The organism is Pantoea sp. UBA6567 (assembly GCF_002434165.1).
In the GTDB taxonomy this organism is placed as follows: domain Bacteria; phylum Pseudomonadota; class Gammaproteobacteria; order Enterobacterales; family Enterobacteriaceae; genus Pantoea; species Pantoea eucrina.
On record NZ_DJJN01000007.1, the window covers coordinates 134,093 to 157,427 of the forward strand.

19 protein-coding genes and 4 tRNA genes are annotated in these 23,335 nt (G+C 56.8%); 19 read left to right on the forward strand and 4 right to left on the reverse strand.

Annotation, left to right across the window (positions count from 1 at the left end; all coding sequences use genetic code 11):
• Positions 1-74 precede the first annotated feature (74 nt).
• The 18 genes from trxA (at position 75) to B4M48_RS14470 (ending at position 15,668) form a co-directional block, all read left to right on the forward strand.
• Positions 75-407, forward strand: coding sequence for a thioredoxin TrxA (trxA, locus tag B4M48_RS14385; protein ID WP_039381699.1), 333 nt, complete (start codon positions 75-77; stop codon positions 405-407).
• Between the two features lie 344 nt (positions 408-751).
• On the forward strand, positions 752-2,011 hold the full coding sequence (gene rho / locus B4M48_RS14390) for a transcription termination factor Rho (protein ID WP_039381703.1): 1,260 nt from the start codon (positions 752-754) through the stop codon (positions 2,009-2,011).
• Between the two features lie 274 nt (positions 2,012-2,285).
• Positions 2,286-3,362, forward strand: a complete 1,077-nt coding sequence (gene wecA, locus B4M48_RS14395; RefSeq protein ID WP_071668220.1) for a UDP-N-acetylglucosamine--undecaprenyl-phosphate N-acetylglucosaminephosphotransferase — start codon at positions 2,286-2,288, stop codon at positions 3,360-3,362.
• Between the two features lie 33 nt (positions 3,363-3,395).
• Complete coding sequence (wzzE, locus tag B4M48_RS14400) at positions 3,396-4,442, forward strand: ECA polysaccharide chain length modulation protein (RefSeq protein WP_071668219.1); 1,047 nt, start codon at positions 3,396-3,398, stop codon at positions 4,440-4,442.
• A 10-nt stretch (positions 4,443-4,452) separates the two neighbouring features.
• Positions 4,453-5,577: a non-hydrolyzing UDP-N-acetylglucosamine 2-epimerase gene (gene wecB, locus B4M48_RS14405; protein ID WP_039385676.1), complete on the forward strand. Its 1,125-nt coding sequence runs from the start codon at positions 4,453-4,455 to the stop codon at positions 5,575-5,577.
• A 2-nt stretch (positions 5,578-5,579) separates the two neighbouring features.
• Positions 5,580-6,839 carry a UDP-N-acetyl-D-mannosamine dehydrogenase gene (gene wecC / locus B4M48_RS14410; RefSeq protein ID WP_071668218.1) on the forward strand — a complete coding sequence of 420 codons (1,260 nt, stop codon included), beginning with the start codon at positions 5,580-5,582 and terminating at the stop codon, positions 6,837-6,839.
• A complete protein-coding gene (rfbB, locus tag B4M48_RS14415; protein ID WP_288657064.1) occupies positions 6,836-7,912 on the forward strand; it encodes a dTDP-glucose 4,6-dehydratase in 1,077 nt (358 codons plus the stop codon). Before wecC ends, rfbB begins: the two co-directional genes overlap by 4 nt.
• Positions 7,913-7,934: 22 nt before the next feature.
• On the forward strand, positions 7,935-8,816 hold the full coding sequence (rfbA, locus tag B4M48_RS14420; RefSeq protein WP_039381718.1) for a glucose-1-phosphate thymidylyltransferase RfbA: 882 nt from the start codon (positions 7,935-7,937) through the stop codon (positions 8,814-8,816).
• Complete coding sequence (rffC, locus tag B4M48_RS14425; RefSeq protein WP_288657067.1) at positions 8,794-9,492, forward strand: dTDP-4-amino-4,6-dideoxy-D-galactose acyltransferase; 699 nt, start codon at positions 8,794-8,796, stop codon at positions 9,490-9,492. The genes rfbA and rffC overlap by 23 nt, the downstream gene beginning before the upstream one ends.
• Positions 9,489-10,619 carry a dTDP-4-amino-4,6-dideoxygalactose transaminase gene (rffA, locus tag B4M48_RS14430; protein ID WP_071668217.1) on the forward strand — a complete coding sequence of 377 codons (1,131 nt, stop codon included), beginning with the start codon at positions 9,489-9,491 and terminating at the stop codon, positions 10,617-10,619. Before rffC ends, rffA begins: the two co-directional genes overlap by 4 nt.
• Positions 10,619-11,872, forward strand: a complete 1,254-nt coding sequence (wzxE, locus tag B4M48_RS14435; protein ID WP_288657070.1) for a lipid III flippase WzxE — start codon at positions 10,619-10,621, stop codon at positions 11,870-11,872. Before rffA ends, wzxE begins: the two co-directional genes overlap by 1 nt.
• Positions 11,869-12,939 (forward strand): TDP-N-acetylfucosamine:lipid II N-acetylfucosaminyltransferase, encoded by a 1,071-nt coding sequence (locus B4M48_RS14440; protein WP_039381728.1) that lies wholly within the window; start codon positions 11,869-11,871, stop codon positions 12,937-12,939. Before wzxE ends, B4M48_RS14440 begins: the two co-directional genes overlap by 4 nt.
• On the forward strand, positions 12,936-14,279 hold the full coding sequence (gene wzyE / locus B4M48_RS14445; protein WP_039381732.1) for an ECA oligosaccharide polymerase: 1,344 nt from the start codon (positions 12,936-12,938) through the stop codon (positions 14,277-14,279). The genes B4M48_RS14440 and wzyE overlap by 4 nt, the downstream gene beginning before the upstream one ends.
• Positions 14,280-14,298: 19 nt before the next feature.
• Positions 14,299-15,042: a lipopolysaccharide N-acetylmannosaminouronosyltransferase gene (wecG, locus tag B4M48_RS14450; RefSeq protein ID WP_288657072.1), complete on the forward strand. Its 744-nt coding sequence runs from the start codon at positions 14,299-14,301 to the stop codon at positions 15,040-15,042.
• Positions 15,043-15,200: 158 nt separating this feature from the next.
• A tRNA-Arg gene (locus tag B4M48_RS14455) sits at positions 15,201-15,277 on the forward strand.
• Between the two features lie 90 nt (positions 15,278-15,367).
• Positions 15,368-15,443 (forward strand) — tRNA-His (locus B4M48_RS14460).
• 16 nt (positions 15,444-15,459) lie between these two features.
• Positions 15,460-15,546 (forward strand) — tRNA-Leu (locus B4M48_RS14465).
• A 45-nt stretch (positions 15,547-15,591) separates the two neighbouring features.
• Positions 15,592-15,668, forward strand: a tRNA-Pro gene (locus B4M48_RS14470).
• Between the two features lie 670 nt (positions 15,669-16,338).
• On the opposite strand, the gene hemY is transcribed toward B4M48_RS14470, so the two are convergent.
• From hemY to hemC, 4 genes are read right to left on the reverse strand one after another with little or no spacing between them, the layout of a single operon-like run.
• The gene (gene hemY, locus B4M48_RS14475; protein WP_071668214.1) at positions 16,339-17,535 is read right to left on the reverse strand and encodes a protoheme IX biogenesis protein HemY; all 1,197 of its coding nucleotides are present in this window, start codon (positions 17,533-17,535) and stop codon (positions 16,339-16,341) included.
• A 2-nt stretch (positions 17,536-17,537) separates the two neighbouring features.
• Entirely contained in the window at positions 17,538-18,668 is a 1,131-nt protein-coding gene (hemX, locus tag B4M48_RS14480; protein ID WP_039381739.1) for a uroporphyrinogen-III C-methyltransferase, read from the reverse strand.
• Positions 18,669-18,691: 23 nt separating this feature from the next.
• On the reverse strand, positions 18,692-19,432 hold the full coding sequence (gene hemD / locus B4M48_RS14485; protein ID WP_039381741.1) for a uroporphyrinogen-III synthase: 741 nt from the start codon (positions 19,430-19,432) through the stop codon (positions 18,692-18,694).
• Positions 19,429-20,370, reverse strand: coding sequence for a hydroxymethylbilane synthase (gene hemC, locus B4M48_RS14490; protein ID WP_039385678.1), 942 nt, complete (start codon positions 20,368-20,370; stop codon positions 19,429-19,431). Before hemC ends, hemD begins: the two co-directional genes overlap by 4 nt.
• A 308-nt stretch (positions 20,371-20,678) precedes the next feature.
• On the opposite strand from hemC, the gene B4M48_RS14495 reads away from it, so the two are divergent.
• On the forward strand, positions 20,679-23,237 hold the full coding sequence (locus tag B4M48_RS14495; protein WP_288657075.1) for a class I adenylate cyclase: 2,559 nt from the start codon (positions 20,679-20,681) through the stop codon (positions 23,235-23,237).
• Positions 23,238-23,335 lie beyond the last annotated feature (98 nt).

Here is a 23,335-nt window from a genome sequence, read left to right on the forward strand (position 1 = left end):
ATCCGATGAAATAAAGTTAACCAACGTTGGTATATTTTACGCCAATTCGCCAGGCATAATCTTTGGAGTTAAACATGAGCAGCGATAAAATCGTTCACCTCACCGATGACAGTTTCGATACTGACGTGCTGAAAGCCGAGGGTGTTACCCTGGTTGACTTCTGGGCTGAATGGTGTGGTCCTTGCAAAATGATCGCCCCGATCCTCGATGAAGTTGCTGAAGAGTACGACGGTAAGCTTACCATCGCCAAGCTGAACATTGATGAGAACCCAGGTACCGCGCCAAAATATGGCATCCGTGGTATTCCGACCCTGCTGCTGTTTAAAAACGGCGAAGTGGCGGCAACTAAAGTGGGTGCGCTGTCTAAAGGCCAGCTGAAAGAGTTCCTGAACGCCAATCTGGCGTAAGCGCAACGCGCTCTGTTCCGCAGTGGTGAATTTTTTCGCCACTGCTGGACGCCGCTGGTCAGGCGTGCTAATTTGACGATACTGCATTACGCACTTACCTTTGTAGTTTGCATCTAAAGATTTCTCTTGTCAGACCCCGCTCGAGTTGAACGTTTTTGTGGTTTGGCAATCTGACGGCTAGCATACCCGGCATCATCTTTCGACCGTCTCTCGCTTCCTATCGCTCTATCAGACGATACCCGCCGAGCAGTGTTGAAAAAGAGCCATTAACAGGCATGGAATTTTTGCCATACCATTCACGACAATCATTTCGAGAATTACCCCGAGTTTAAGAACCCATCACTATGAATCTTACCGAATTAAAGAATACGCCGGTTTCTGAGCTGATTACTCTCGGCGAAAATATGGGGCTGGAAAACCTGGCGCGCATGCGCAAACAGGACATTATTTTCGCCATCCTCAAACAACATGCGAAGAGCGGCGAAGACATCTTTGGTGATGGCGTGCTGGAGATATTGCAGGACGGATTTGGATTCCTCCGTTCCGGAGACAGCTCCTACCTCGCCGGTCCTGACGATATCTATGTTTCCCCCAGCCAGATTCGTCGTTTTAACCTGCGTACCGGCGACACCATTTCCGGTAAAATCCGTCCGCCAAAAGAGGGTGAGCGCTATTTTGCCCTGCTGAAAGTTAACGAAGTTAACTACGACAAGCCGGAAAACGCCCGCAGTAAGATTCTGTTCGAAAACCTCACGCCGCTGCACGCTAACAGTCGTCTGCGTATGGAGCGGGGTAATGGCTCAACTGAAGACTTAACCGCTCGCGTGCTGGATCTGGCGTCGCCAATTGGCCGCGGCCAGCGTGGCCTGATTGTGGCACCGCCAAAAGCGGGTAAAACCATGCTGCTGCAGAACATTGCGCAGAGCATTGCGTATAATCATCCGGATTGCGTCCTGATGGTGCTGCTGATTGACGAGCGCCCGGAAGAAGTGACCGAGATGCAGCGTCTGGTTAAAGGTGAAGTTATCGCCTCTACCTTCGATGAGCCTGCATCCCGCCACGTGCAGGTTGCTGAAATGGTCATCGAAAAGGCCAAGCGCCTGGTCGAGCATAAAAAAGATGTCATCATCCTGCTCGACTCAATCACCCGTCTGGCGCGTGCGTATAACACCGTGGTTCCTGCCTCAGGTAAAGTCCTGACCGGTGGTGTTGATGCCAACGCCCTGCATCGTCCGAAGCGTTTCTTCGGTGCAGCACGTAACGTGGAAGAGGGCGGTAGCCTGACTATCATCGCCACAGCGCTGGTTGATACCGGTTCGAAAATGGATGAAGTCATTTACGAAGAGTTTAAAGGTACAGGTAACATGGAACTGCACCTGTCGCGTAAGATTGCGGAAAAACGCGTCTTCCCGGCAATTGACTACAACCGTTCCGGTACCCGTAAAGAAGAGCTGCTCACCTCTCAGGAAGAGCTGCAGAAGATGTGGATCCTGCGCAAAATTATTCACCCGATGGGCGAGATTGACGCGATGGAGTTCCTCATCAACAAGCTGGCGATGACCAAAACCAACGATGAATTCTTCGACATGATGAAGCGTTCATAAGCGGTTAAAAGCGAAACAATGATATTGTTACGCAGGTAATAAATCGGCATTATTTCTGTTAAACGCCACGGCTTATCGTGGCGTTTTTTATTTGTGCGCATTAGGATTAGGCGAGTCAGAAAAGTTTTAGAATGACGCAAGCAGAAAGGCGGCGATTTTTTCAGCAACCGCGCGCGCTGCGGCCTGGTCAGACAGGGATATACAGCAATAACCGGGATTTTGCTTATTGTTGTCCACGATTTTAGCTGAGAGCGTTAATGTGAATTTACTCACTATGGGTGCAGAGCTGGGTTTAACTTTTCTCTTCTCTCTGGCATTCCTTTTTATGGCCCGTAAGGTCGCAAAAAAAATCGGATTAGTTGATAAGCCTAATGCAAGGAAAAAGCATCAGGGCGTTATCCCTCTCGTTGGCGGTATTTCCGTTTACGCTGGCGTTTGCTTCGCTTTCCTTATTACGCAGTCCTATATGCCGAACGGCCTGCTCTATCTCTTCTGTGCCGGCGTGCTGGTGCTGGTCGGCGCACTCGACGATCGCTTTGATATCAGCGTAAAGTTTCGCGCCTGTATGCAGGCGATTATCGCCGTTGTCATGATGTATGGCGCCAAGCTCTATTTGCTGAGTCTCGGTTTTATTGTGGGTCCGGTGGAGATTGTCGTCGGTCCCTTTGGCTACGTATTAACGCTGTTCGCCGTCTGGGCGGCAATTAATGCGTTTAACATGGTCGACGGTATCGATGGTCTGCTGGGCGGACTCTCCTGCGTAACGTTCGGTGCAATGGGGATCATTCTCTATTTTGACGGCATGACCAGCCTGGCAATGTGGTGTTTTGCCATGATCGCCGCCACTATTCCCTATATTTTGCTGAACCTCGGTTTTCTGGGCAAACGCTATAAAGTGTTTATGGGTGATGCCGGCAGCACCATGATCGGTTTCACCATTATCTGGATCCTGCTGGAAACGACACAGGGCCTGAGCCATCCTATTACGCCGGTAACAGCGCTGTGGCTGATCGCCATCCCGCTGATGGATATGGTGGCTATCATGTATCGCCGGCTGCGCAAGGGCATGAGTCCATTCTCAGCCGACAGGCAACATATTCACCATCTCATCATGCGTGCCGGTTTCTCGTCACGTCAGGCTTTTTTACTGATCACGCTGGCGGCGGCGCTGCTGGCAGGCATCGGCGTGCTCGGCGAATATCTGGCGTTCATACCTGAGTGGGTCATGCTGGTGCTCTTCCTGGTAGCATTTCTGCTCTATGGCTACTGCATTAAACACGCGTGGCGTATGGCACGAATGATTCGCCGTCTCAAGCGCAGATGGAATCAAGCGCATATCAATAAAACATGACCTGGATAAGCATCAGATAAGGACACCGCTGTTATGAACTCTGTTGTGGAGAACGAACTGGATATTCGCGGCCTGGGCTGCACGCTGTGGCGCGGTAAACGCTGGATAGCGGGCTGCGCTGTTCTGTTTGCCCTGCTGGCCTGGCTCGCTTCAATGCTGATGAAGCAGGCGTGGAGCACCACGGCAGTCACCGACCGGCCTACGGTTAACATGCTGGGCGACTACTATGTACAGCAGCAGTTTCTGAACAACCTCGATATCCACAGCAATACGCTGAGCCTGAATAATCCGGCCCCTACCGTAATGGATGAGGTCTATCAGGAGTTCACCATGCAGCTCGCTTCATGGGATACGCGGCGCGATTTCTGGCAGCAGACCGACTATTTTAAAAGCCGTAAAAGTGGTAATGCGCATAATGATGCGGCCTTGCTGGACGATATGATCACCAACATCCAGTTTATGCCGGCAGATAGTGCGCACAACACGCTTGATACGGTGCGGCTGGTGGCAGAAACCGCCGGTGATGCTAACAATCTTCTGCGTCAGTATATTGCTTACGCCAGCGAGCGTGCGGCACGCCATCTGAATGAAGAGCTGAAAGGCGCATGGCAGGCGCGCAACGTGCAGCTGCAGTCGCAGGTTGACCGGCAGCAGGCGGTGGCGCAGGCGGTGTACGATCGCCAGCGTCAGCGCATTGAGCAGGCGCTGAAGCTCGCCAGTCAGCAGGGTATTACCGATAACCGTGCGCCTGCTGCAGGTGAGAGCCTGCCAGAGAGCGATCGCTTTTTACTGGGCCAGCAGCGGCTACAGGCGCAGCTCGATATGCTGCAGGCCAGCGGCCCCGCCTACGATTTGAGCTATGATCAAAACAGGGCGATGCTGAGCACGTTACAGGCTGGCCCACGCCTTGATAAACAGTTCCAGACTTACCGCTACCTGCGCACGCCGGAAGAGCCCGTTTCACGCGACAGCCCGCGCCGTCTGTTTATGATGGTGATGTGGGGAGCGATCGGGGCGCTGGTCGGAGCGGGTGTGGCGCTGGTGCGCCGGCCGCGCGCGTTATCAGCTATTCGCCAATAAGAGAATCAGCGTGAAAGTACTGACTGTATTTGGCACCCGTCCTGAAGCCATCAAAATGGCGCCGCTGGTGCAGGCACTGGCGCAGGATGCTGCGTTTGAATCCCGCCTGTGCGTCACCGCACAGCACCGTGAAATGCTCGATCAGGTGCTGCATCTGTTTCAGCTGCAGCCCGATTACGATTTAAATATCATGCGCCCGGAGCAGGGGCTGACCGAGATTACCTGCCGTATTCTGCAGGGCATGAAAACCGTTTTAGCCGATTTTAAACCTGATGTGGTGCTGGTGCACGGTGATACCACCACCACGCTGGCTGCCAGCCTGGCGGCCTTTTATCAGCAGATCCCGGTGGGACACGTCGAGGCTGGTTTACGCACCGGTAATCTGATGTCGCCCTGGCCGGAGGAGGCTAACCGCACGCTCACAGGCCATCTGGCAAGCTATCACTTCACGCCGACCACCACATCGCGGCAGAACCTGCTGCGGGAAAACCTGCCTGATGCGCGTATCTTTGTCACCGGCAATACGGTAATCGACGCGCTGCTGTGGGTGCGCGATCGCGTGCTGACCAACGCCGATCTCAATGCCCGCCTGGCGGCGCACTATCCGTTTCTGGAATCGGACAAAAAGCTGATCCTGGTTACCGGTCACCGGCGCGAAAGTTTTGGTAAGGGCTTTGAGCGTATCTGCAGTGCGCTGGCGCAGATTGCGCGCCTTCATCCGCAGGCGCAGATCGTCTATCCGGTGCATCTCAATCCCAACGTCAGCGAGCCGGTTAACCGGATACTTAGCGGTATCGACAATATTATTCTGATCGAACCGCAGGAGTATCTGCCGTTTGTCTGGTTGATGAACCGTGCCTGGCTGATCCTCACCGATTCCGGCGGAATTCAGGAAGAGGCGCCGTCGCTGGGGAAACCGGTGCTGGTGATGCGCGATACCACGGAGCGGCCGGAAGCGGTCGCGGCAGGGACGGTAAAACTGGTTGGCACCGATGTCGATACCATTGTCGCTGAAGTCACCCTGCTGCTGCAGGACGAAGAGGCGTGGCAGAGTATGAGCCGGGCACACAACCCTTATGGCGACGGCCACGCCTGCGCACGCATTCTGCAGGCGCTGAACAACAACAGAGTTTAATTATGTCTTTTAATACCATTTCCGTGATCGGACTGGGTTACATCGGGCTGCCAACGGCAGCCGTTTTCGCTTCAAGGGGAAAGCAGGTCGTGGGCGTGGATGTCAATCTGCGCGCCGTTGAAACCATTAACCGGGGGGAAATCCACATCGTGGAGCCCGATCTCGGCGAGGTGGTCCGGCAGGCGGTGCAGCAGGGGCTGCTGCGCGCCACCACGACGGCAGAACCGGCAGATGCGTTTCTGATCGCTGTCCCCACGCCCTTTATGAACGATCATCAGCCAGACCTGAGCTTTGTCCGCGCGGCCGCGCTGTCGCTGGCACCGGTACTGAAAACAGGCGATCTGGTGATTCTGGAGTCGACTTCGCCGGTCGGCGCCACAGAGCAGATGGCGGAATGGCTGGCCGAGGCGCGTCCCGATCTGCGTTTTCCTCAGCATGAGGGCGAGAGCGATATCTTTATCGCCTACTGTCCGGAGCGGGTGCTGCCTGGCAAGGTGATGACCGAACTGCTGGAGAACGATCGCGTGATTGGCGGCATGACGCCCGCCTGTTCGGCGCGTGCCAGCGAGCTGTACCGTATTTTCCTGCGCGGAGCCTGCGTTGAAACCAACGCGCGTACGGCGGAGATGTGCAAGCTGACGGAAAACAGCTTCCGCGATGTCAATATCGCTTTTGCTAATGAGCTGTCGCTGATCTGCGCCGATCAGAAGATCAACGTCTGGGAGCTGATTGCGCTGGCGAACCGGCATCCGCGCGTCAATATTCTGCAGCCCGGACCGGGCGTGGGCGGACACTGTATTGCCGTCGACCCGTGGTTTATTGTGGCGCAGAACCCGCAGCAGGCGCGGCTGATTCGCACCGCGCGTGAAGTGAATGATGCCAAACCTGGCTGGGTACTGGAGCAGGTAAAACAGGCGCTGGCGGAGTGCGCGACGCAGAGCGATAAGCGCGCCAGCGAGATCGCTATTGCCTGTTTCGGGCTGGCGTTTAAGCCCGATATCGACGATCTGCGTGAGAGCCCGGCGATGGCGGTCGCGCAGCGCATTGCGGCGTGGCACAGCGGAGAGACCTGGGTTGTCGAGCCGCACGTTACGTCGATTCCTGACCGGCTGGGGCAGGACGCCTCGCTGGTATCCGTGGAGCAGGCGCTACAGCAGGCTGACATTCTGGTGATGCTGGTTGATCATGCACAGTTCCGGGCCATTGACGCTGCGCAGATTGCCCAGCCGTGGATTGTCGATACCAAAGGGGTATGGCGATGAAACGCTTTCTGATCACCGGCGGCGCGGGATTTATAGGCTCAGCGCTGGTGCGCTTTCTGATTGAAAGCACGGAGCATCAGGTCGTGGTGGTGGATAAGCTAAGCTACGCCGGCAATCTGGCGTCGCTGGCGGGCGTGCAGCAGCATCCGCGTTTTGCCTTTGAACAGGTTGATATCTGTAACCGGCCGGAGCTTGATCGGGTGCTGGCGCAGTATCAGCCCGACTGCGTAATGCATCTGGCAGCAGAAAGCCACGTCGACCGCTCGATTGATGGGCCATTTGCCTTTATCGAAACCAATATTGTCGGCACTTATCATCTGCTGGAAGCGGTACGCCACTACTGGCAGGCGATGGAGAGCACGCGCAAAGCTGGCTTCCTGCTGCACCATATTTCCACAGACGAAGTCTTTGGCGATCTGCACGGTACGGATGATTTTTTCACCGAAACCACGCCTTATGCGCCGAGCAGCCCCTACTCCGCATCAAAAGCCAGCAGCGATCATCTGATGCGTGCCTGGATGCGAACGTATGGACTGCCGGTGATCGTCACCAACTGCTCCAATAATTATGGCCCGTGCCATTTTCCGGAGAAGCTGATCCCGCTGACTATCATCAATGCGCTGGCGGGCAAGGCGCTGCCGGTCTACGGCAACGGCAGCCAGATCCGCGACTGGCTCTATGTGGAAGATCATGCGCGCGCGCTCTATACCGTTGTCAGTCACGGCAAAGCAGGAGAGACCTACAATATTGGCGGGCATAATGAGCGACGTAATCTTGAGGTAGTGCACGCTCTGTGCGATCTGCTCGATGAGCTTGCCGCCGGGCAGCGTCCTGCGGTGATTAACAGCTACCGCGAGCTGATCGCCTTTGTTAGCGACCGTCCCGGACACGATCTGCGTTACGCCATCGATGCCAGCAAAATTGCCCGCGAGCTGGGCTGGACGCCACAGGAAACCTTTGAGAGCGGCATACGTAAAACGGTGGAGTGGTATCTGGCCAACCCGCAGTGGTGGCAGGCTATTCTCAACGGCAGCTATCGCGCTGAACGCCTCGGCTTAACCGCATCGCGCTGAAGCAGAGCCAGAAGGAGCAATGATGAAAGGTATTATTCTGGCGGGTGGTTCAGGAACGCGCCTGCATCCGATTACCCGCGCAATTTCCAAGCAGCTGCTGCCGGTGTATGACAAGCCGATGATCTATTATCCCCTTTCTGTCCTGATGCTGGCAGGCATCCGCGATGTGTTGATCATTACCACGCCTGAAGACCGGGCGCACTTTGAGCGTCTGCTGGGGGATGGCAGTGAGTTTGGTGTCCGGCTCTCCTATGCTGAACAGCCAAGCCCCGATGGACTGGCGCAGGCGTTTATTATTGGTGAATCGTTTATTGGTGACGACCACTGCTGTCTGGTGCTGGGCGACAATCTCTACTTTGGTCAGGGTTTTAGTCCGAAGCTGAAAAAAGTGGCTGCCCGAACGGAAGGCGCGACGCTCTTCGCTTACCAGGTGATGGATCCCGAGCGGTTCGGCGTGGTGGAATTTGATGAGGCGTTTAATGCGCTTTCAATCGAAGAGAAGCCGGCGCAGCCAAAATCGCGCTGGGCGGTGACCGGACTCTATTTTTACGATCGCCGCGTGGTGGAGTTTGCAAAGCGCGTCCAGCCCTCGGCGCGCGGTGAGCTGGAGATTACGGCGATTAACCAGATGTACCTGGAGGCTGGCTCACTCTCTGTTGAGCTGCTGGGTCGCGGGTTCGCCTGGCTGGATACCGGTACGCATGACAGCCTGGTTGAAGCCAGCGTCTTTGTGCAGACGGTAGAAAAGCGGCAGGGATTCAAGATAGCCTGCCTGGAAGAGATTGCCTGGCGCAACGGCTGGCTGAGCGATGCTCAGCTACAGGCGGCAGGCGAGGCGTTAACCAAAACCGGCTACGGCCAGTATCTGCTGGATATTTTACATGCCCGTCCGCGTCAGTATTGATCCCCTTGAGTGGGAGAGTGACTTCTTTCATCAGCCCACGGCGCGCCTGACGCTGCAGGGTGAACTAACGTTGCCGCAGGCGCTGCAGCAGGTGACAGGCCTGCTGCAGATAAAAGTGCCGGCAGAGCAGACCGCGGCGATTGATGCGGTCTGCCAGCACGGCTTTCAGCTGGTTGAGGGAGAAGCCGATCTGACGTTACCGCTGACGCAGACGGCGCGTCAGCCTGGCGTACGAATTGCGCGTGAGGCGCAAATCCCGGCGTTGCGTGCCGCCGCTGCAGAAGCCTTCAGCCAGAGCCGGTTTCGTGCCCCGTGGTTTGACGCGGCCGACAGCGGCCGGTTTTATGCGCAGTGGATTGAAAACGCGGTGCGCGGCACCTTCGATCACCAGTGTCTGATCGCCTGCGATGAACAGGGCAGCCTGCAGGGCTTTGTCTCCCTGCGTGAAGTGAACGGCGATGTGCGTATCGGACTGCTGGCGGTGCTGCCTGATGCCCGGTCGCAGGGTATTGGCCAGCGTCTGCTGCTGGCTGCGGCTGACTGGGGCCGGGTGCGCCAGCTGGCGCAGCTGCGAGTTGCCACGCAGCTCAGCAATCTTGCAGCGATGCGCCTCTATTTACGCTGCGGTGCCCGGCTGGAAAGCACCGCCTACTGGTTTTACAGGAAAGCATCATGATCCCTTTTAACGCCCCCCCTGTGGTGGGCACTGAAACAGACTATATGCAGTCGGCGATGGCCAGCGGCAAGCTGTGCGGTGACGGCGGCTTTACCCGCCGCTGCCAGCAGTGGATGGAGCAGCATTTTGGCAGTAAAAAAGTGCTGCTGACGCCCTCCTGCACCGCCTCGCTGGAGATGGCCGCGCTGCTGATCAACATCGAGCCCGGTGATGAAGTGATCATGCCGAGCTATACCTTTGTCTCCACCGCAAACGCGTTTGTGCTGCGCGGCGCCACCATTGTCTTTGTTGACGTGCGCCCGGATACGATGAACATCGATGAGACACTGATTGAGGCTGCGATCACGCCGAAAACGCGCGCTATCGTACCGGTACACTATGCGGGCGTGGCGTGTGAAATGGACACCATTATGGCGCTGGCTGCAAAGCATCAGCTTTATGTCATTGAAGATGCTGCACAGGGCGTCATGTCACAGTATAAAGGCCGCGCGCTTGGCACCATCGGGCACATCGGCTGCTTTAGCTTTCACGAAACGAAAAATTACACCGCCGGAGGTGAAGGCGGTGCGACGCTGATAAATGATGCAGCGCTCACCGAGCGTGCTGAAATTATCCGGGAAAAAGGCACCAACCGCAGTCAGTTTTTTCGTGGTCAGGTGGATAAATATACCTGGCGCGATATCGGCTCAAGCTACCTGATGGCCGATCTGCAGGCAGCCTATCTCTGGGCGCAGCTGGAAGCGGCGCAGACTATTAACCAGCAGCGACTGCGACTGTGGCAGCGCTACTACGACGCGCTGCAGCCGCTGGCGGCTCAGGGGCGGATCGCGCTGCCGGCAGTGCCGGATAGCTGCCGTCATAATGCGCATATGTTCTATCTGAAACTGCGCGATAGTGACGATCGCGAAGCGCTGATACGCTGGATGAAAGAAGCGGAGATCCTCACGGTGTTTCACTACATTCCGCTGCATACGTCGCCTGCCGGTGAGCGATTTGGCCGCTTCCACGGTGAAGATCGCGTCACCACGCGCGACAGCGAGCGCCTGCTGCGCCTGCCGCTGTTCTATAACCTGTCAGATAACAATCAGCGTACCGTGATTAGCTCTCTGCTGAGCTACTTTGCCTGATGTCGCTGGCAAAAGCATCGGTCTGGACCGCGACCTCCACGCTGGTAAAAATTGCGGCTGGCCTGCTGGTGATAAAGCTGCTGGCGCTGAGTTTCGGTCCGGAAGGCGTCGGGCAGGCGGGTAACTTCCGGCAGCTGATTACCGTGCTCGGCGTACTGGCTGGCGCAGGCATTTTTAATGGCGTGACCGCCAGCGTGGCGCAGCTGCAGCATGAACCTGCGCAGCTGCGGGCGCTGACCGGTACGGCCTCTGCGATGGTGCTGGGCTTTTCGGCGCTGCTGGCCGCGTGTCTGCTGCTGGGGGCGGCACCGGTCAGCCGGATGCTGTTTGGGCACGAGCACTACCAGAGCGTGGTGCGCATCGTGGCGTTTCTGCAGTTTGGCATCGCCTGGGCGAATCTGGCACTGGCGCTGCTGAAAGGCTTTCGCGATGCGCGCGGCAATGCGCTGGCGCTGATAACCGGCAGCCTGACAGGGGTGGCCGGTTATATTATTTGCTGGTGGCTGGGCGGTTATCAGGGGGCGCTGGCGGGACTGGCGCTGGTCCCGGCGCTGCTGGTGATACCGGCGCTGATTATGCTGCGGCGCCATCGTGCGGTGCTGCCGCTGCGCTGGCTCAGGCCAGTATGGCAGCCGGAACTGGCACGCAACCTGGCAAAATATACGCTGATGGCGCTGATAACGTCGATCACGCTGCCGGTTGCGTGGGTAATGATGCGTAATCTGCTGGCGGAACAGCAGGGCTGGGCGCAGGTGGGATTATGGCAGGGCGTGACGACGATCTCTGACGCCTATCTGCAGTTTATTACCGCTACTTTCAGCGTCTGGCTGCTGCCGACGCTGGCACGCCTGGAGCATAAGCCGCAGATTGCACGGGAGATAGGCCGCGCGCTGCGGTTTGTACTGCCGGCGGTAGCGGCCGCCAGTTTCGCGGTCTGGCTGCTGCGCGACATGGCGATCTGGCTGCTGTTTTCCCCGCAGTTTAGCGACATGCGCGATCTTTTTATCTGGCAGTTATGTGGCGATCTCTTTAAAGTCGGCGCCTATGTTTTCGGATATCTGGTGATCGCCAAAGCGTCGCTGCGCTTCTATATTCTCACCGAGATCAGCCAGTTTGCTTTGCTGACGCTGTTTTCGCGCTGGCTGATCCCGCTTCACGGCGCGACTGGCGCAGCGCAGGCGTATATGGCGACCTATATACTCTATTTTGCCCTTTGCTGTGGCGCTTTCCTGATTTATTGCCGGACAAAATGACGTTATTTCATGTGCTGGGATCTGATATCCCGCATCACAATCAGACGGTGCTGCGTTTCTTTAATGACGTGATAGGCACTGAATTGCCTGCCGCCGCGCCGCGCCGCTTTATGGTGGTTGCTGCGCCTGGCTCGCTGCCCGCCTGTAGCCAGCTGCAGATCGAAACTTTCGCTACTAAAGCCGCGCTGGCGCAGGCGGTAATAGCGCGCGCCGCCGATCGCTCCCGGCGCTTTTTCTTTCACGGACAGTTTAACCCGCGTATCTGGCTGGCGCTGCTCAGCGGAAAGATCCGCCGCCATCAGGCGTTCTGGCATGTCTGGGGAGCTGACCTGTATGAAGAGGGTGCCGGGCTGAAATATCGTCTGTTCTATCTGCTGCGCCGCATCGCGCAGGGGCGTATGGCACAGGTGTTTGCTACGCGCGGCGATCTCTTTTTTTATCAGCAGCGGCATCCGCAGGTGCCGGCGTCACTGCTCTATTTTCCGACGCGCATGCCTGATATTGCGCTGCCGGCAGCCACAGCATCGGACAGTGCGCTGACGATCCTGCTGGGCAACTCCGGCGACCGCAGCAACCGGCACATTGAAGGATTGCAGGCGATACGCCGGCAGTTTGGCGAGCAGGTCAGCGTGCTGGTTCCGCTCGGCTACCCGGCCAACAACTATGCCTATATTGATGAGATCGATGCGGCGGCGCAGCGTCTGTTTCCGGCCGGGCAGGTTACGCTGATCCGCGACAGGCTCGATTTTCCAGCCTACCTGCAGTTGCTCAGACGCTGCCAGCTTGGCTATTTTATGTTTGAGCGGCAGCAGGGGATTGGCACGCTCTGTTTGCTGATTCAGGCTAACATTCCCTTTGTGCTGAACCGTAAAAATCCGTTCTGGCGCGATCTCAGCGAGCAGGGCATCCCGGTGCTGTTCAGCTGTGACGAACTTGATGCCAGCCGCATCGCGGAAGCGCAGCGCCAGCTGACGGCGTGCGACAAACCGGCCATCGCTTTTTTTGCGCCGGGCTATCTTGCCGGCTGGCGCCATGCGCTCAGCCTGAGTGAAGGAAGTGCATCATGAGTCTGCTGCAGTTTAGTGGTCTGCTGGTGGTTTATCTCTGCTCGCTGGGCTTTATCCTGACGCTGACCTGGCGTGAGTTCAGGCGCGTGCGCTTTAACTTTCATCTCTTCTTTACGCTGCTGTTTCTGCTGACCTTCTACTTTGGTTTTCCGCTGACCAGCGTACTGGTATTCCGCTTTGATGTGGCCGTGGTACCGCCCGCCTTTCTGCTGCAGGCGCTGCTGGCAGCCACCAGCTTCTACGCTATTTACTACGTCAGTTATAAAGTCCGGCTGCGACCGGCCAGCGCCGCGCCGCGCAAGCCGTGGCTGGTAATGGATCGGGTGGAGACGCATCTCACCTGCCTGCTGCTGGCGCTGGTGGCGATTGGCACGGTGACCGTGTTTTTCATGCACAACGGGCTGCTGCTGTTCCGGCTCTCGGCCTATAACCAGATTTTCTCGAGTGAGGTTTCTGGCGTGGCGCTCAAGCGCTTCTTCTATTTCTTTATTCCGGCGATGCTGATCCGCTATTTTCTGCATCCGACACAGCGGCAGTGGCTGCTGTTTCTGCTGGTAACGGTGGCGTTTGGCTTGCTGACCTATGCGCTGGTGGGCGGTACGCGCGCGAACATCATCATCGCCTTTGCGCTGTTTCTGTTTATTGGTATTACGCGCGGCTGGATCACGCTCTGGATGCTGGCAGGGGCAGGCGCGATGGCGATCTGCGGTATGTTCTGGCTGGCGCTGCGGCGCTACAACCTGGATGTGGCCGGGGCAGAGGCCTTTTATACGTTTCTCTACCTGACTCGGGATACGTTCTCGCCGTGGGAGAACCTGGCGCTGCTGCTGCAGAACTATGACAAAATCGATTTTCAGGGGCTGGCGCCGCTCTGGCGCGACTTTTATGTCTTTATTCCGGGCTGGCTGTGGCCCGATCGTCCCTCTGCGATCCTGAACAGCGCTAACTACTTTACCTGGGAAGTGCTGAATAACCACTCCGGCCTGGCCATTTCGCCGACGCTGATCGGTTCGCTGCTGATCATGGGTGGCGTGCTGTTTATTCCGCTGGGTGCGGTAGCGGTGGGCCTCCTGATGAAAGGCTTTGACGCGCTTTATACGCAGGGACGTGACAGCGACAACCGCTATAGCGGCGCGGTGCTGCAGAGTTTCTGCTTCGGTGCGGTGTTTAACATGATCGTTCTCGCTCGCGAGGGGCTGGACGCATTCGGCTCGCGCGTGGTGTTTTTCTGCATCATTTTTGCCGCCTGTACAGGCCTGGCAAAGCTGCTCAGCTGGCTGCTGGCGCGCGCAGGGCTTATTCGTCCGCGTCGTGTTCAGGCGCTGCGCGGTTCCTCCTGATCATCGGGCAAAACGGAAGATGAAAACCATGACGACCACTGAGCCGCATTACGCGATACGCGGCGTTGATCTGCACGCGTTTAACGATATGGAGAGCTTTGTCAGCTTTCTGCTGCCTGATAACACGCCCCGGCGCGGTACGCTGATTGCCATCAATGCTGAAAAGATGCTGACGCTGGAAGAAGATGCGCAGCTACGCGCTCTGATTAGCGAAGCTGAGTTTAAATATCCGGATGGCATCAGTATTGTCCGCTCGCTGCGCAAAAAGTATCCGCAGCTGCAGGTCAGCCGCATTGCCGGTGCCGATCTGTGGGAGGCGCTGATGGAGCGCGCCGGACGCGCCGGGATCCCGGTATTTTTAATTGGCGGCCGCGAGCAGGTACTGCAGGAGACCTGCGACAAACTGCAGCGTCAGTGGAATGTAAATATTGTCGGCAGCCAGAACGGCTATTTTGCCCCGGCTGACCGTGAGGCGCTGTTTGCACGTATCGCTGCGAGCGGCGCAAAAATCGTTACCGTAGCGCAGGGTTCACCACGTCAGGAGCTTCTGATGCGTGACTGCCGCCAGCACTGGCCCGACGCACTCTATATGGGAGTAGGCGGCACCTATGATGTTTTTACCGGCAACGTTACCCGTGCACCGCGTCTCTGGCAGCGTCTGGGGCTGGAGTGGCTCTATCGGCTGATCCGGCAGCCTTCACGCTGGCGCCGGCAGTTAAAGCTGCTGAAATATTTGCGCTATCACTGGAGGGGCGATCTCTGAGGCTGCTGATTAATCCAGCAATTTTTTAGCTTATAAGCGTGAAATTGCGCTATTTATCGACGGAATGCACAAAGCATAACCAAACGCGTTTTTTTCTTTAAAAAGCACTGGACAGGGTGAAGCCAAATACGTAGTATGCCCATCCGCAACGGCGCTACGCGCCCGTAGCTCAGCTGGATAGAGCGCTGCCCTCCGGAGGCAGAGGTCTCAGGTTCGAATCCTGTCGGGCGCGCCATTTTCTTTTGGGCGCAAGAGCTTCGGTGGTTGGTTTTAACCGCGTTATGCAGTGAATAGTAAGCGTAACAGCTTACGCACCAGAATTATGGTGGCTATAGCTCAGTTGGTAGAGCCCTGGATTGTGATTCCAGTTGTCGTGGGTTCGAGTCCCATTAGCCACCCCAGATTTTGCTGGGACATGCGAAGGTGGCGGAATTGGTAGACGCGCTAGCTTCAGGTGTTAGTGTTCTTACGGACGTGAGGGTTCAAGTCCCTCTCTTCGCACCAGGCAGAATTTTAGTAAAGAAGTAAAGAAGTAAAGAAGTAAAAAATCGGCGAGTAGCGCAGCTTGGTAGCGCAACTGGTTTGGGACCAGTGGGTCGGAGGTTCGAATCCTCTCTCGCCGACCATATTCGAAAAGCCTGCTTGAAAAAGCAGGCTTTTTTCGTTTGCGTGTAATCTGCGGCCAGGGTCGCATAAATGCGACCCCTGCAAAAAAATCTGCGATACGATGCGCGGCCCCCACCAAACCGTAGGGGCGCCATTAATGGCGCCCTGGTTTAAACCCGCAATGCGACCGCTACAGTTTTTGTCGTATTTTTGCGACAAATAACGCTTTGAATAAATTGAATTTATTCCATAAGAGATCTATTTGTCGCTGTTTTGCGACGGAAATGACCGCAATCGCATACTGCCTGCGGCATGTCGCTTTTCAGATAAGAGAACAGCAGCGTTAACTCTCTGAACCAGAAAAGCTTTTTAAGAAAAATGCCAATCTGGCACATCTTGTGCAATACTTCCTGTCGTAGATGCTCATTCCACCTCTTATGTCCGCTCAGGCGACATAAACCTGGGAATGATGCAGAGCCCCTTACGGTATCCGTTGTCCAGCCTGGCAGTAACGCTGTGCGCTACTGTAGTTAGACGGACATTACGTTGAGTCGGATACCATCAGTTGTCTTACGACCTGATCTTACACCTGCTTCTGGCAGGTGTTTTTTTATCTGCTTACGGCGGGGATGACACGGTTCAGGCAAAAAAAAGCCGGGACAAGCCCGGCAGACAAACAACAAGCATAAATCAGGTTGCCGGATTGTTCTTCAGCGTCAGCAGCAGGCCCTCGCGGCGCATGCTGGCCGCATCCTCCGGACGCTGCAGGCGATCGTAGACATCCGCCAGCCAGGCATAATCAAACGCATCAGGACGCTGCGCCAGCGCCTGCTCAAACGCATCGGCCGCCTGTTGCCACTCGCCGTGGCGCATCAGCAGCTGCCCCAGCGTGCTGTGCAGCAGTGGCGTTGCCCCATGCTGTTTGATCTGCTGACGCAGCGCTTTCTCCAGCGCATCAGGATTGCCGCTTTTAATGCGCGGCATCAGCAGCACCAGCCGATCGTCATACTGCTTTTTCAGACCGTCCAGCACGATATCCTGAGCCGTGTCGGGATCGTTGCACTCGATCAGATGCTCACTCATGGCGACCTGCAGCGCAGTCTCCTGCCGCGTTTTGCGGCTCTGACTCTGCCACCAGCGCTTCAGGCCCTCGCTACCCTGATCGGCCATCGCCTGGTTCATCAGCCCCAGCCACGCCTGCTGCTGCAGCGCATGACGCTGCGCATCATCGTTAATTTTGGCCTTTTGCATCGCCGGCAGAATATCCAGCAGGGCACCCCAGGCACCGGTACGAATATAGGCCTGCTCCGCCAGACGCAGCACTTCCGGATGGCGCGGCGCAACTTCCAGCAGACGGTCAACACCGTGACGCGCCGCATGATCTTCGTTGCGCGCCAGCTGCAGCCGGACCCGGGTGATCTCCACCGGGATAGTATTGTTCTCTGCCAGTTCAGAAGCGCGTTCCAGATGCTGATTAGCACGGGTTTCATCGCCGCGCTGCTGTGCCGCTTCAGCCGCAAGCAGATAGTTTGCTACCGGCTGATCGGCGTGATCGGCATTCTTCGCCAGCAGCTTCTCTGCCTGCTGATAGTCACCTTCAGCCAGCTTCATCAGCGCATGCTGCGTATGACGCTGCGCGCTGCGACGTTTGCGGCCGGTGAACCAGCCGCGCGTACGGACGCCGGTGCGGAACAGACGACGCAGGATCCACTCTGCCAGCAGAATCACCAGCAGGCTCAGGACCAGGATGATCCCCAGCCCGGTCACGCTGGTCTCAATATTCCAGTTATCAGTCTGGATCAGCACATAACCCTGATGCCCGGCTACCATCGGGCCCAGCACGACGCCAGCCAGCAACAGCAGGAAAAGTACCAGTACTTTTAGCATGGTCAGCCTCCCTGTTGTTCAGCCGCAACCGATGGCTGCGCCAGCAGATTGCGCACGCGCGTTTGCATCAGTTTTTCCAGCAGCGGCTGACTTTCCAGCGAATCCGGCACATCCATTGAGATGGTTTGCTGGCTCAGTTCGTCCAGCTGTGCAAGAAACGCCCGGGTCGCCGCATCGTTGGTGTCATACCAGGCGCGTACCCAGCTCGATACCGCATCCAGCGACTGTTTATAAATCTCCTCCTGATGACGCGGTACCGCCTGCGCAGCCACCAGCAGACGGGAGCGGATATTCTCACGCAGATAGACGTCCTGATTAGGCGCCAGAAGCGGCTGAGCGGTATTATCACGGCGGCGGATGGTAATGAAATCATCCATAAAATTATGCCAGCTCTTCACCAGATTCTGCCGCCATTCGTGCAGCGAGCCGGAGAGTTCGCCGCCGTCGCTATCCATTGGCGCATCGTCGTTGTCGTTGTCCGCCAGGCGCAGATTGTCTACGCCGTTAGAGAGCTGATTCAGCTTGAGGATGATGCCGTCGTAGTCGACCTGGCTGACGGCCGAAAGTGAGCTGATATCCTGCGTCAGCGCCCGACGAACATTGGTCATGCTGGGATCGTTCATCTCAGCCAGACTGGTATCGGCGCTTTTCAGCAGAGCAGCGGCCGTGGTGACATCCTGATCGCTCCAGAGTTTGCGGCCCGCCAGTTTTACCAGATAGTCAGCCTGCGCCAGCAGCCAGGTGCGGGTGTCATTACCGGAGATAGTGGCGACTTTTTCGCGCAGCGTTTCCAGCTCTTTTGCGCTGTTATCCTGCTTCGTGCGCGCTTCCTGCAGGGCAGTGCCCGCGTCAGTCAGCTGCTGCGTCAGCTGGCGTTTGTCGCTGCCAAGCTGCTGCTGCAGCGCGCTGAGCTGCTCGCTGAGCTGCTGGTTAGTCTGAGCCTGTACATCGGCCTGGTGTTTCCCGTTGAGGTAAAGGCCTGCGCCAATCGCCAGCGCAATCACAATTGCCACGGCGCTTAATACCCGGCCATCGCGCTGTTTTTCGCGTGGCGGCTGGTTTTCTGGCGTCGGGGAAGTGTCCGCTGGGGTAGTTTCTTCAACCATGGCGGAGGAAGCTTTGTGTTCCGTCATTGTGGCTCATCCCATTGTTAAGTTCAGCGTAACGCACGCAGCAGCGCGTCGTTATCGGCACCATCGGCTACGTCTATCTCCTGCCAGCCCGCTTCAGCGGCCTGGGTAGCCAAACGTTCACTGACGACCACCAGTCGACAGTGCAGTAACCACTCCCGCCGATCGATTGGCGGAAACAGTGCATGGAGTTGTTTTAACATTTCACCGCTGGTCACCACCAGCGTGGTAATCCCGCGGTCGCGCCAGCGCCGACCCTCAATAGCGCCGTCGTAGTGCTTCTCATTGCGCTGATAGCACTCACAGTATTGCACTTCTGCGCCACGTTCGATGAGAGTTTCAGCTAATAATTCCCGACCGGGAGTGCCGCGCAGGATCAGCGCGCGCTTGCCGCTGACCTGCTGCAGGCGCTGCAGGCGAACCAGCTCTTCGCTGGTCTCCCGCGCATGAGGATAGTCTACTTTGAGATTTGTGACGGTATGCAGCGCCAGCGCGGTTGAGCGGCCAATCGCATAGTAATCAGCGACCGCGGGCCAGACTGTCTGGCTGTGCTGCAGCGCCGGTTGTGCAAAATGCACCACCTGCTGTGACAGCAGAAAAACCAAATCGCCCGGCCGCAGCGCCGTCAGCTGTTGCGGTAACTGTGCTAAATCGCGACCCGGCGTAAATTCAATCAGCGGGAACGCCCACGCCAGCTTGCCCAGGCTGCGCAGGCGCGCAACCAGCTCGCTGGCAGCCGGTTCCGGACGGGTCACGAGAATAGTCATACCGGCGGCTGCCCCTGATAGACCTCATGCAGAATTTCGCGCGCGCCCTTATTCAGCAGCTCTTCAGCCAGCGAAATGCCCATCTGCTCCGCCTGCTCACGCGGGCCACGGCGTTCACCGGTTACCATCTGGCTGCCGTCGGGCGCACCGACCAGACCGCGCAGCCAGAGCTGATCATCTTCCAGTACGGCAAAACTGCCGATCGGCACCTGACATCCACCCTCAAGCCGGGTATTCATGGCGCGCTCAGCGCGCACGCATACGGCTGTCTCACTGTGGTTCAGCGCCTGCAGCAGCGTAATTAATGCGCTGTCATCAAGCCGGCACTCAATGCCTACGGCACCCTGTCCCACGGCGGGCAGTGAAAGCTCTGCAGGCAGTGCCTGACGAATGCGATCTTCCAGCCCAAGGCGTTTCAGACCGGCAGCGGCCAGAATAATGGCATCATATTCACCCGCATCGAGCTTGCCGAGACGGGTGCCAACATTGCCGCGCAGCGAACGGATAACCAGGTCGGGCCGGCGTGCGCTCAGCTGACACTGACGGCGCAGGCTGGAGGTGCCGACTACTGCACCCTGAGGCAGCTCATCGATAGCGTTATAGTGATTAGAGACAAAGGCGTCGCGTGGATCTTCACGTTCGCAGATAGTTACCAGACCCAGGCCTTCCGGAAAGTTAACCGGCACATCTTTCATGGAATGCACCGCCAGATCGGCGCGATTCTCCAGCATGGCCTGTTCCAGTTCTTTTACGAACAAACCCTTGCCGCCCACTTTTGCCAGCGGGGTATCGAGAATAACATCACCTTTGGTCACCATCGGCACCAGCTCTACCTGCAGGCCCGGATGGGCTGCCATCAGGCGCTGCTGAACATATTGTGCCTGCCAGAGTGCGAGAGGACTTTGACGGGTAGCAATTCTGAAAATTTTGTTTAACATACCGTTAACCATTTTGATCGTTCATCGATTATCCTATCATCGATAGGGGAATGCTGTCAGTTTCAACGGATTGAAAAGGCCGCACTATTCATTTGTGGCTCGCCATACCTCAGCAGGCGTGGCGCAAAAAAAGCGGGTTGCTCTGCGGCAGATGCTAAACTGTCATGTAGCGCAACTTTCTTTACGGTCAATCCTTCTGGTGTTAGATTGATCACGTTTCCAGCAATAATTTGCCTGCATACCTCATTATTAAAATGGCAAACGCTGGAAGCAGGGTGCTTAACACTGGGACAATCAGGCGAAACGTCTTGTACCTCTACATTGAGACACTTAAACAGAGACTGGATGCGATTAACCAGCTGCGCGTAGATCGCGCGCTGGCTGCCATGGGGCCTGCTTTCCAGCACGTCTACAGTCTGCTGCCAACATTATTGCACTATCATCATCCTCTGATGCCGGGTTACCTCGAAGGTAACGTTCCACACGGCGTCTGCTTCTTCACGCCTGATGAACAGCAACAGCAGCTGCTGCATACCGTTACCGGCAAACCGGCGGCAGACCTGACGCCAGCGGCCGGGGGCGAACGGCCAATTACCGCTATCTACTCAATGGGCAGCACCTCGTCGGTCGGGCAGAACAGCGCATCCGATCTGGATATCTGGGTGTGCCACCACTCCTGGCTTGATAACGAAGAGCGTCTGGCCCTGCAGCGTAAGTGTACGCTGTTACAGAAGTGGTGTGTGTCAATGGGTGTGGAAGTCAGCTTTTTCCTTATCGATGAAAACCGTTTTCGCCATAACGAGAGCGGCAGCCTCGGCGGTGAGGATTGCGGATCGACACAGCATATTTTGCTGCTCGATGAGTTCTACCGTACGGCGGTGCGCATGGCGGGTAAGCGTGTTCTGTGGAATATGGTGCCGAATGAGGAAGAGCATCACTATGACGACTACGTCATGTCGCTCTATTCACAGGGTGTACTGACCCCGAACGAATGGCTCGATTTAGGCGGGCTGGGTACGCTGTCGGCAGAAGAGTATTTTGGCGCCAGCCTGTGGCAGCTCTATAAAAGTATCGACTCCCCTTATAAAGCGGTGCTGAAAACGCTGCTGCTGGAAGCGTACAGCTGGGAGTATCCGAATACGCAGCTGCTGGCGATGGATATCAGACAGCGCCTGCATGAAGGCGAGATCGTCAGCTTCGGGCTGGACCCCTACTGCATGATGCTGGAGCGGGTCACGCGCTATCTGACCAGCGTGGAAGATCACGCCCGCCTCGACCTGGTGCGGCGCTGTTTCTATCTGAAAGTGTGCGAGAAGCTTTCCGGAGACGATCAGCACGCCCGCAACGGCTGGCGACGCGAAATCCTGCTACAGCTGGTAAAAGCCTGGGGCTGGGACGAAGCGAAACTCGCCGTTCTGGATAATCGGGCGGAGTGGAAGATCGAGCGCGTGCGCGAGGCGCATAATGAGCTGCTGGATGCGATGATGCAGAGCTATCGTAATCTGATCCGCTTTGCGCGCCGGAACAATTTAAGCGTCAGTGCCAGCCCGCAGGATATCGGCGTGCTGACGCGTAAACTGTATGCCGCTTTTGAAGCGCTGCCGGGTAAAGTCACGCTGGTCAACCCGCAAATATCACCCGATCTGTCAGAAGAGAATCTGACCTTTATCCACGTGCCCGCCGGGCGCGCGAACCGGCCAGGCTGGTATCTCTATAATCAGTCGCCGGATATGAGTTCTATTATCAGCCATCAGCCGCTGGAATATAACCGCTATCTGAACAAGCTGGTGGCGTGGGCATGGTTCAACGGATTACTGACGCAGAAAACGCGGCTGCACATTAAAGGTAACGAGCTGTGCGACCTGGCGCGTCTGCAGGAGCTGGTCAGCGATGTCTCCGGCCACTTTCCGCTGCGCCTGCCGGCGCCTACGCCAAAAGCGCTCTACAGCCCGTGCGAAATCCGCCATCTGGCGATTATTGTCAATCTTGAGCACGATCCCACTGCGGCATTCCGTAACCAGGTGGTGCACTTTGATTTCCGCAAGCTGGATGTATTCAGCTTTGGTCAGCAGCAGCAGTGCCTGATTGGCAGCGTCGATCTGCTCTACCGCAACTCGTGGAATGAAGTACGCACCCTGCATTTCAGCGGTGAACAGGCGATGATTGACGCGCTGAAAACCATTCTGGGCAAGATGCATCAGGATGCGGCGCCGCCCGATACGGTTGAGGTATTTTGCTACAGTCAGCATCTGCGTGGCCTGATCCGCACGCGGGTACAGCAGCTGGTATCAGAGTGCATTGAGCTGCGCCTGTCGAGTACGCGGCAGGAGCCGGGCCGCTTCAAAGCGATTCGCGTCGCGGGGCAGACCTGGGGACTCTTCTTTGAACGCATGAGCGTCTCGGTGCAGAAGCTGGAGAACGCGGTAGAGTTTTACGGCGCAATTTCCAACAACAAGCTGCATGGGTTATCGATCAAGGTGGAGTCGAATCAGACTCCGCTGCCGCCGGTGGTAAACGGCTACGCCAGCGAAGGCATTATTCAGTTCTTCTTTGAAGACACCAGCGACGATCGCGGATTCAACATCTATATTCTCGATGAGAGCAATCGCGTGGAGATTTACCACCACTGCGAAGGCAGTAAAGAGGAGCTGGTGCGCGACGTCAGCCGTTTCTACTCTTCATCACACGATCGCTTTACCTACGGCTCAAGCTTTATCAATTTCAATCTGCCGCAGTTTTATCAAATCGTGAACACCGGCGACCGTTTTCAGGTGATCCCGTTCCGCAGTCAGACCCTGACGCAGCTCTGCCCGACCCCGCCGGATAACGACAACGCCGATTTTATGCCGCGTTATCAGGTGCACTGATCGCGGGTTTTCAGCCAGCCTGTGCGGCCACCCTGTCCGATATTTCCTGTTGCTTTTACACCATCAGCTGCGATGATAAGCAGCTGAGAATTGGACAA

Excerpts from the sequence above, each read along its gene's own strand:
- wecG (WP_288657072.1), top strand. The coding sequence starts at position 14,299 with ATGAAAACCATGACGACCACTGAGCCGCATTACGCGATACGCGGCGTT.
- wecC (WP_071668218.1), top strand. The coding sequence starts at position 5,580 with ATGTCTTTTAATACCATTTCCGTGATCGGACTGGGTTACATCGGGCTG.
- wzxE (WP_288657070.1), top strand. The coding sequence starts at position 10,619 with ATGTCGCTGGCAAAAGCATCGGTCTGGACCGCGACCTCCACGCTGGTA.
- rfbA (WP_039381718.1), top strand. The coding sequence starts at position 7,935 with ATGAAAGGTATTATTCTGGCGGGTGGTTCAGGAACGCGCCTGCATCCG.
- wzzE (WP_071668219.1), top strand. The coding sequence starts at position 3,396 with ATGAACTCTGTTGTGGAGAACGAACTGGATATTCGCGGCCTGGGCTGC.
- hemD (WP_039381741.1), bottom strand. The coding sequence starts at position 19,432 with ATGACTATTCTCGTGACCCGTCCGGAACCGGCTGCCAGCGAGCTGGTT.
- wzyE (WP_039381732.1), top strand. The coding sequence starts at position 12,936 with ATGAGTCTGCTGCAGTTTAGTGGTCTGCTGGTGGTTTATCTCTGCTCG.
- rffA (WP_071668217.1), top strand. The coding sequence starts at position 9,489 with ATGATCCCTTTTAACGCCCCCCCTGTGGTGGGCACTGAAACAGACTAT.
- rho (WP_039381703.1), top strand. The coding sequence starts at position 752 with ATGAATCTTACCGAATTAAAGAATACGCCGGTTTCTGAGCTGATTACT.
- hemY (WP_071668214.1), bottom strand. The coding sequence starts at position 17,535 with ATGCTAAAAGTACTGGTACTTTTCCTGCTGTTGCTGGCTGGCGTCGTG.
- trxA (WP_039381699.1), top strand. The coding sequence starts at position 75 with ATGAGCAGCGATAAAATCGTTCACCTCACCGATGACAGTTTCGATACT.
- rffC (WP_288657067.1), top strand. The coding sequence starts at position 8,794 with ATGCCCGTCCGCGTCAGTATTGATCCCCTTGAGTGGGAGAGTGACTTC.
- hemC (WP_039385678.1), bottom strand. The coding sequence starts at position 20,370 with ATGTTAAACAAAATTTTCAGAATTGCTACCCGTCAAAGTCCTCTCGCA.
- hemX (WP_039381739.1), bottom strand. The coding sequence starts at position 18,668 with ATGACGGAACACAAAGCTTCCTCCGCCATGGTTGAAGAAACTACCCCA.
- B4M48_RS14440 (WP_039381728.1), top strand. The coding sequence starts at position 11,869 with ATGACGTTATTTCATGTGCTGGGATCTGATATCCCGCATCACAATCAG.
- wecA (WP_071668220.1), top strand. The coding sequence starts at position 2,286 with ATGGGTGCAGAGCTGGGTTTAACTTTTCTCTTCTCTCTGGCATTCCTT.
- rfbB (WP_288657064.1), top strand. The coding sequence starts at position 6,836 with ATGAAACGCTTTCTGATCACCGGCGGCGCGGGATTTATAGGCTCAGCG.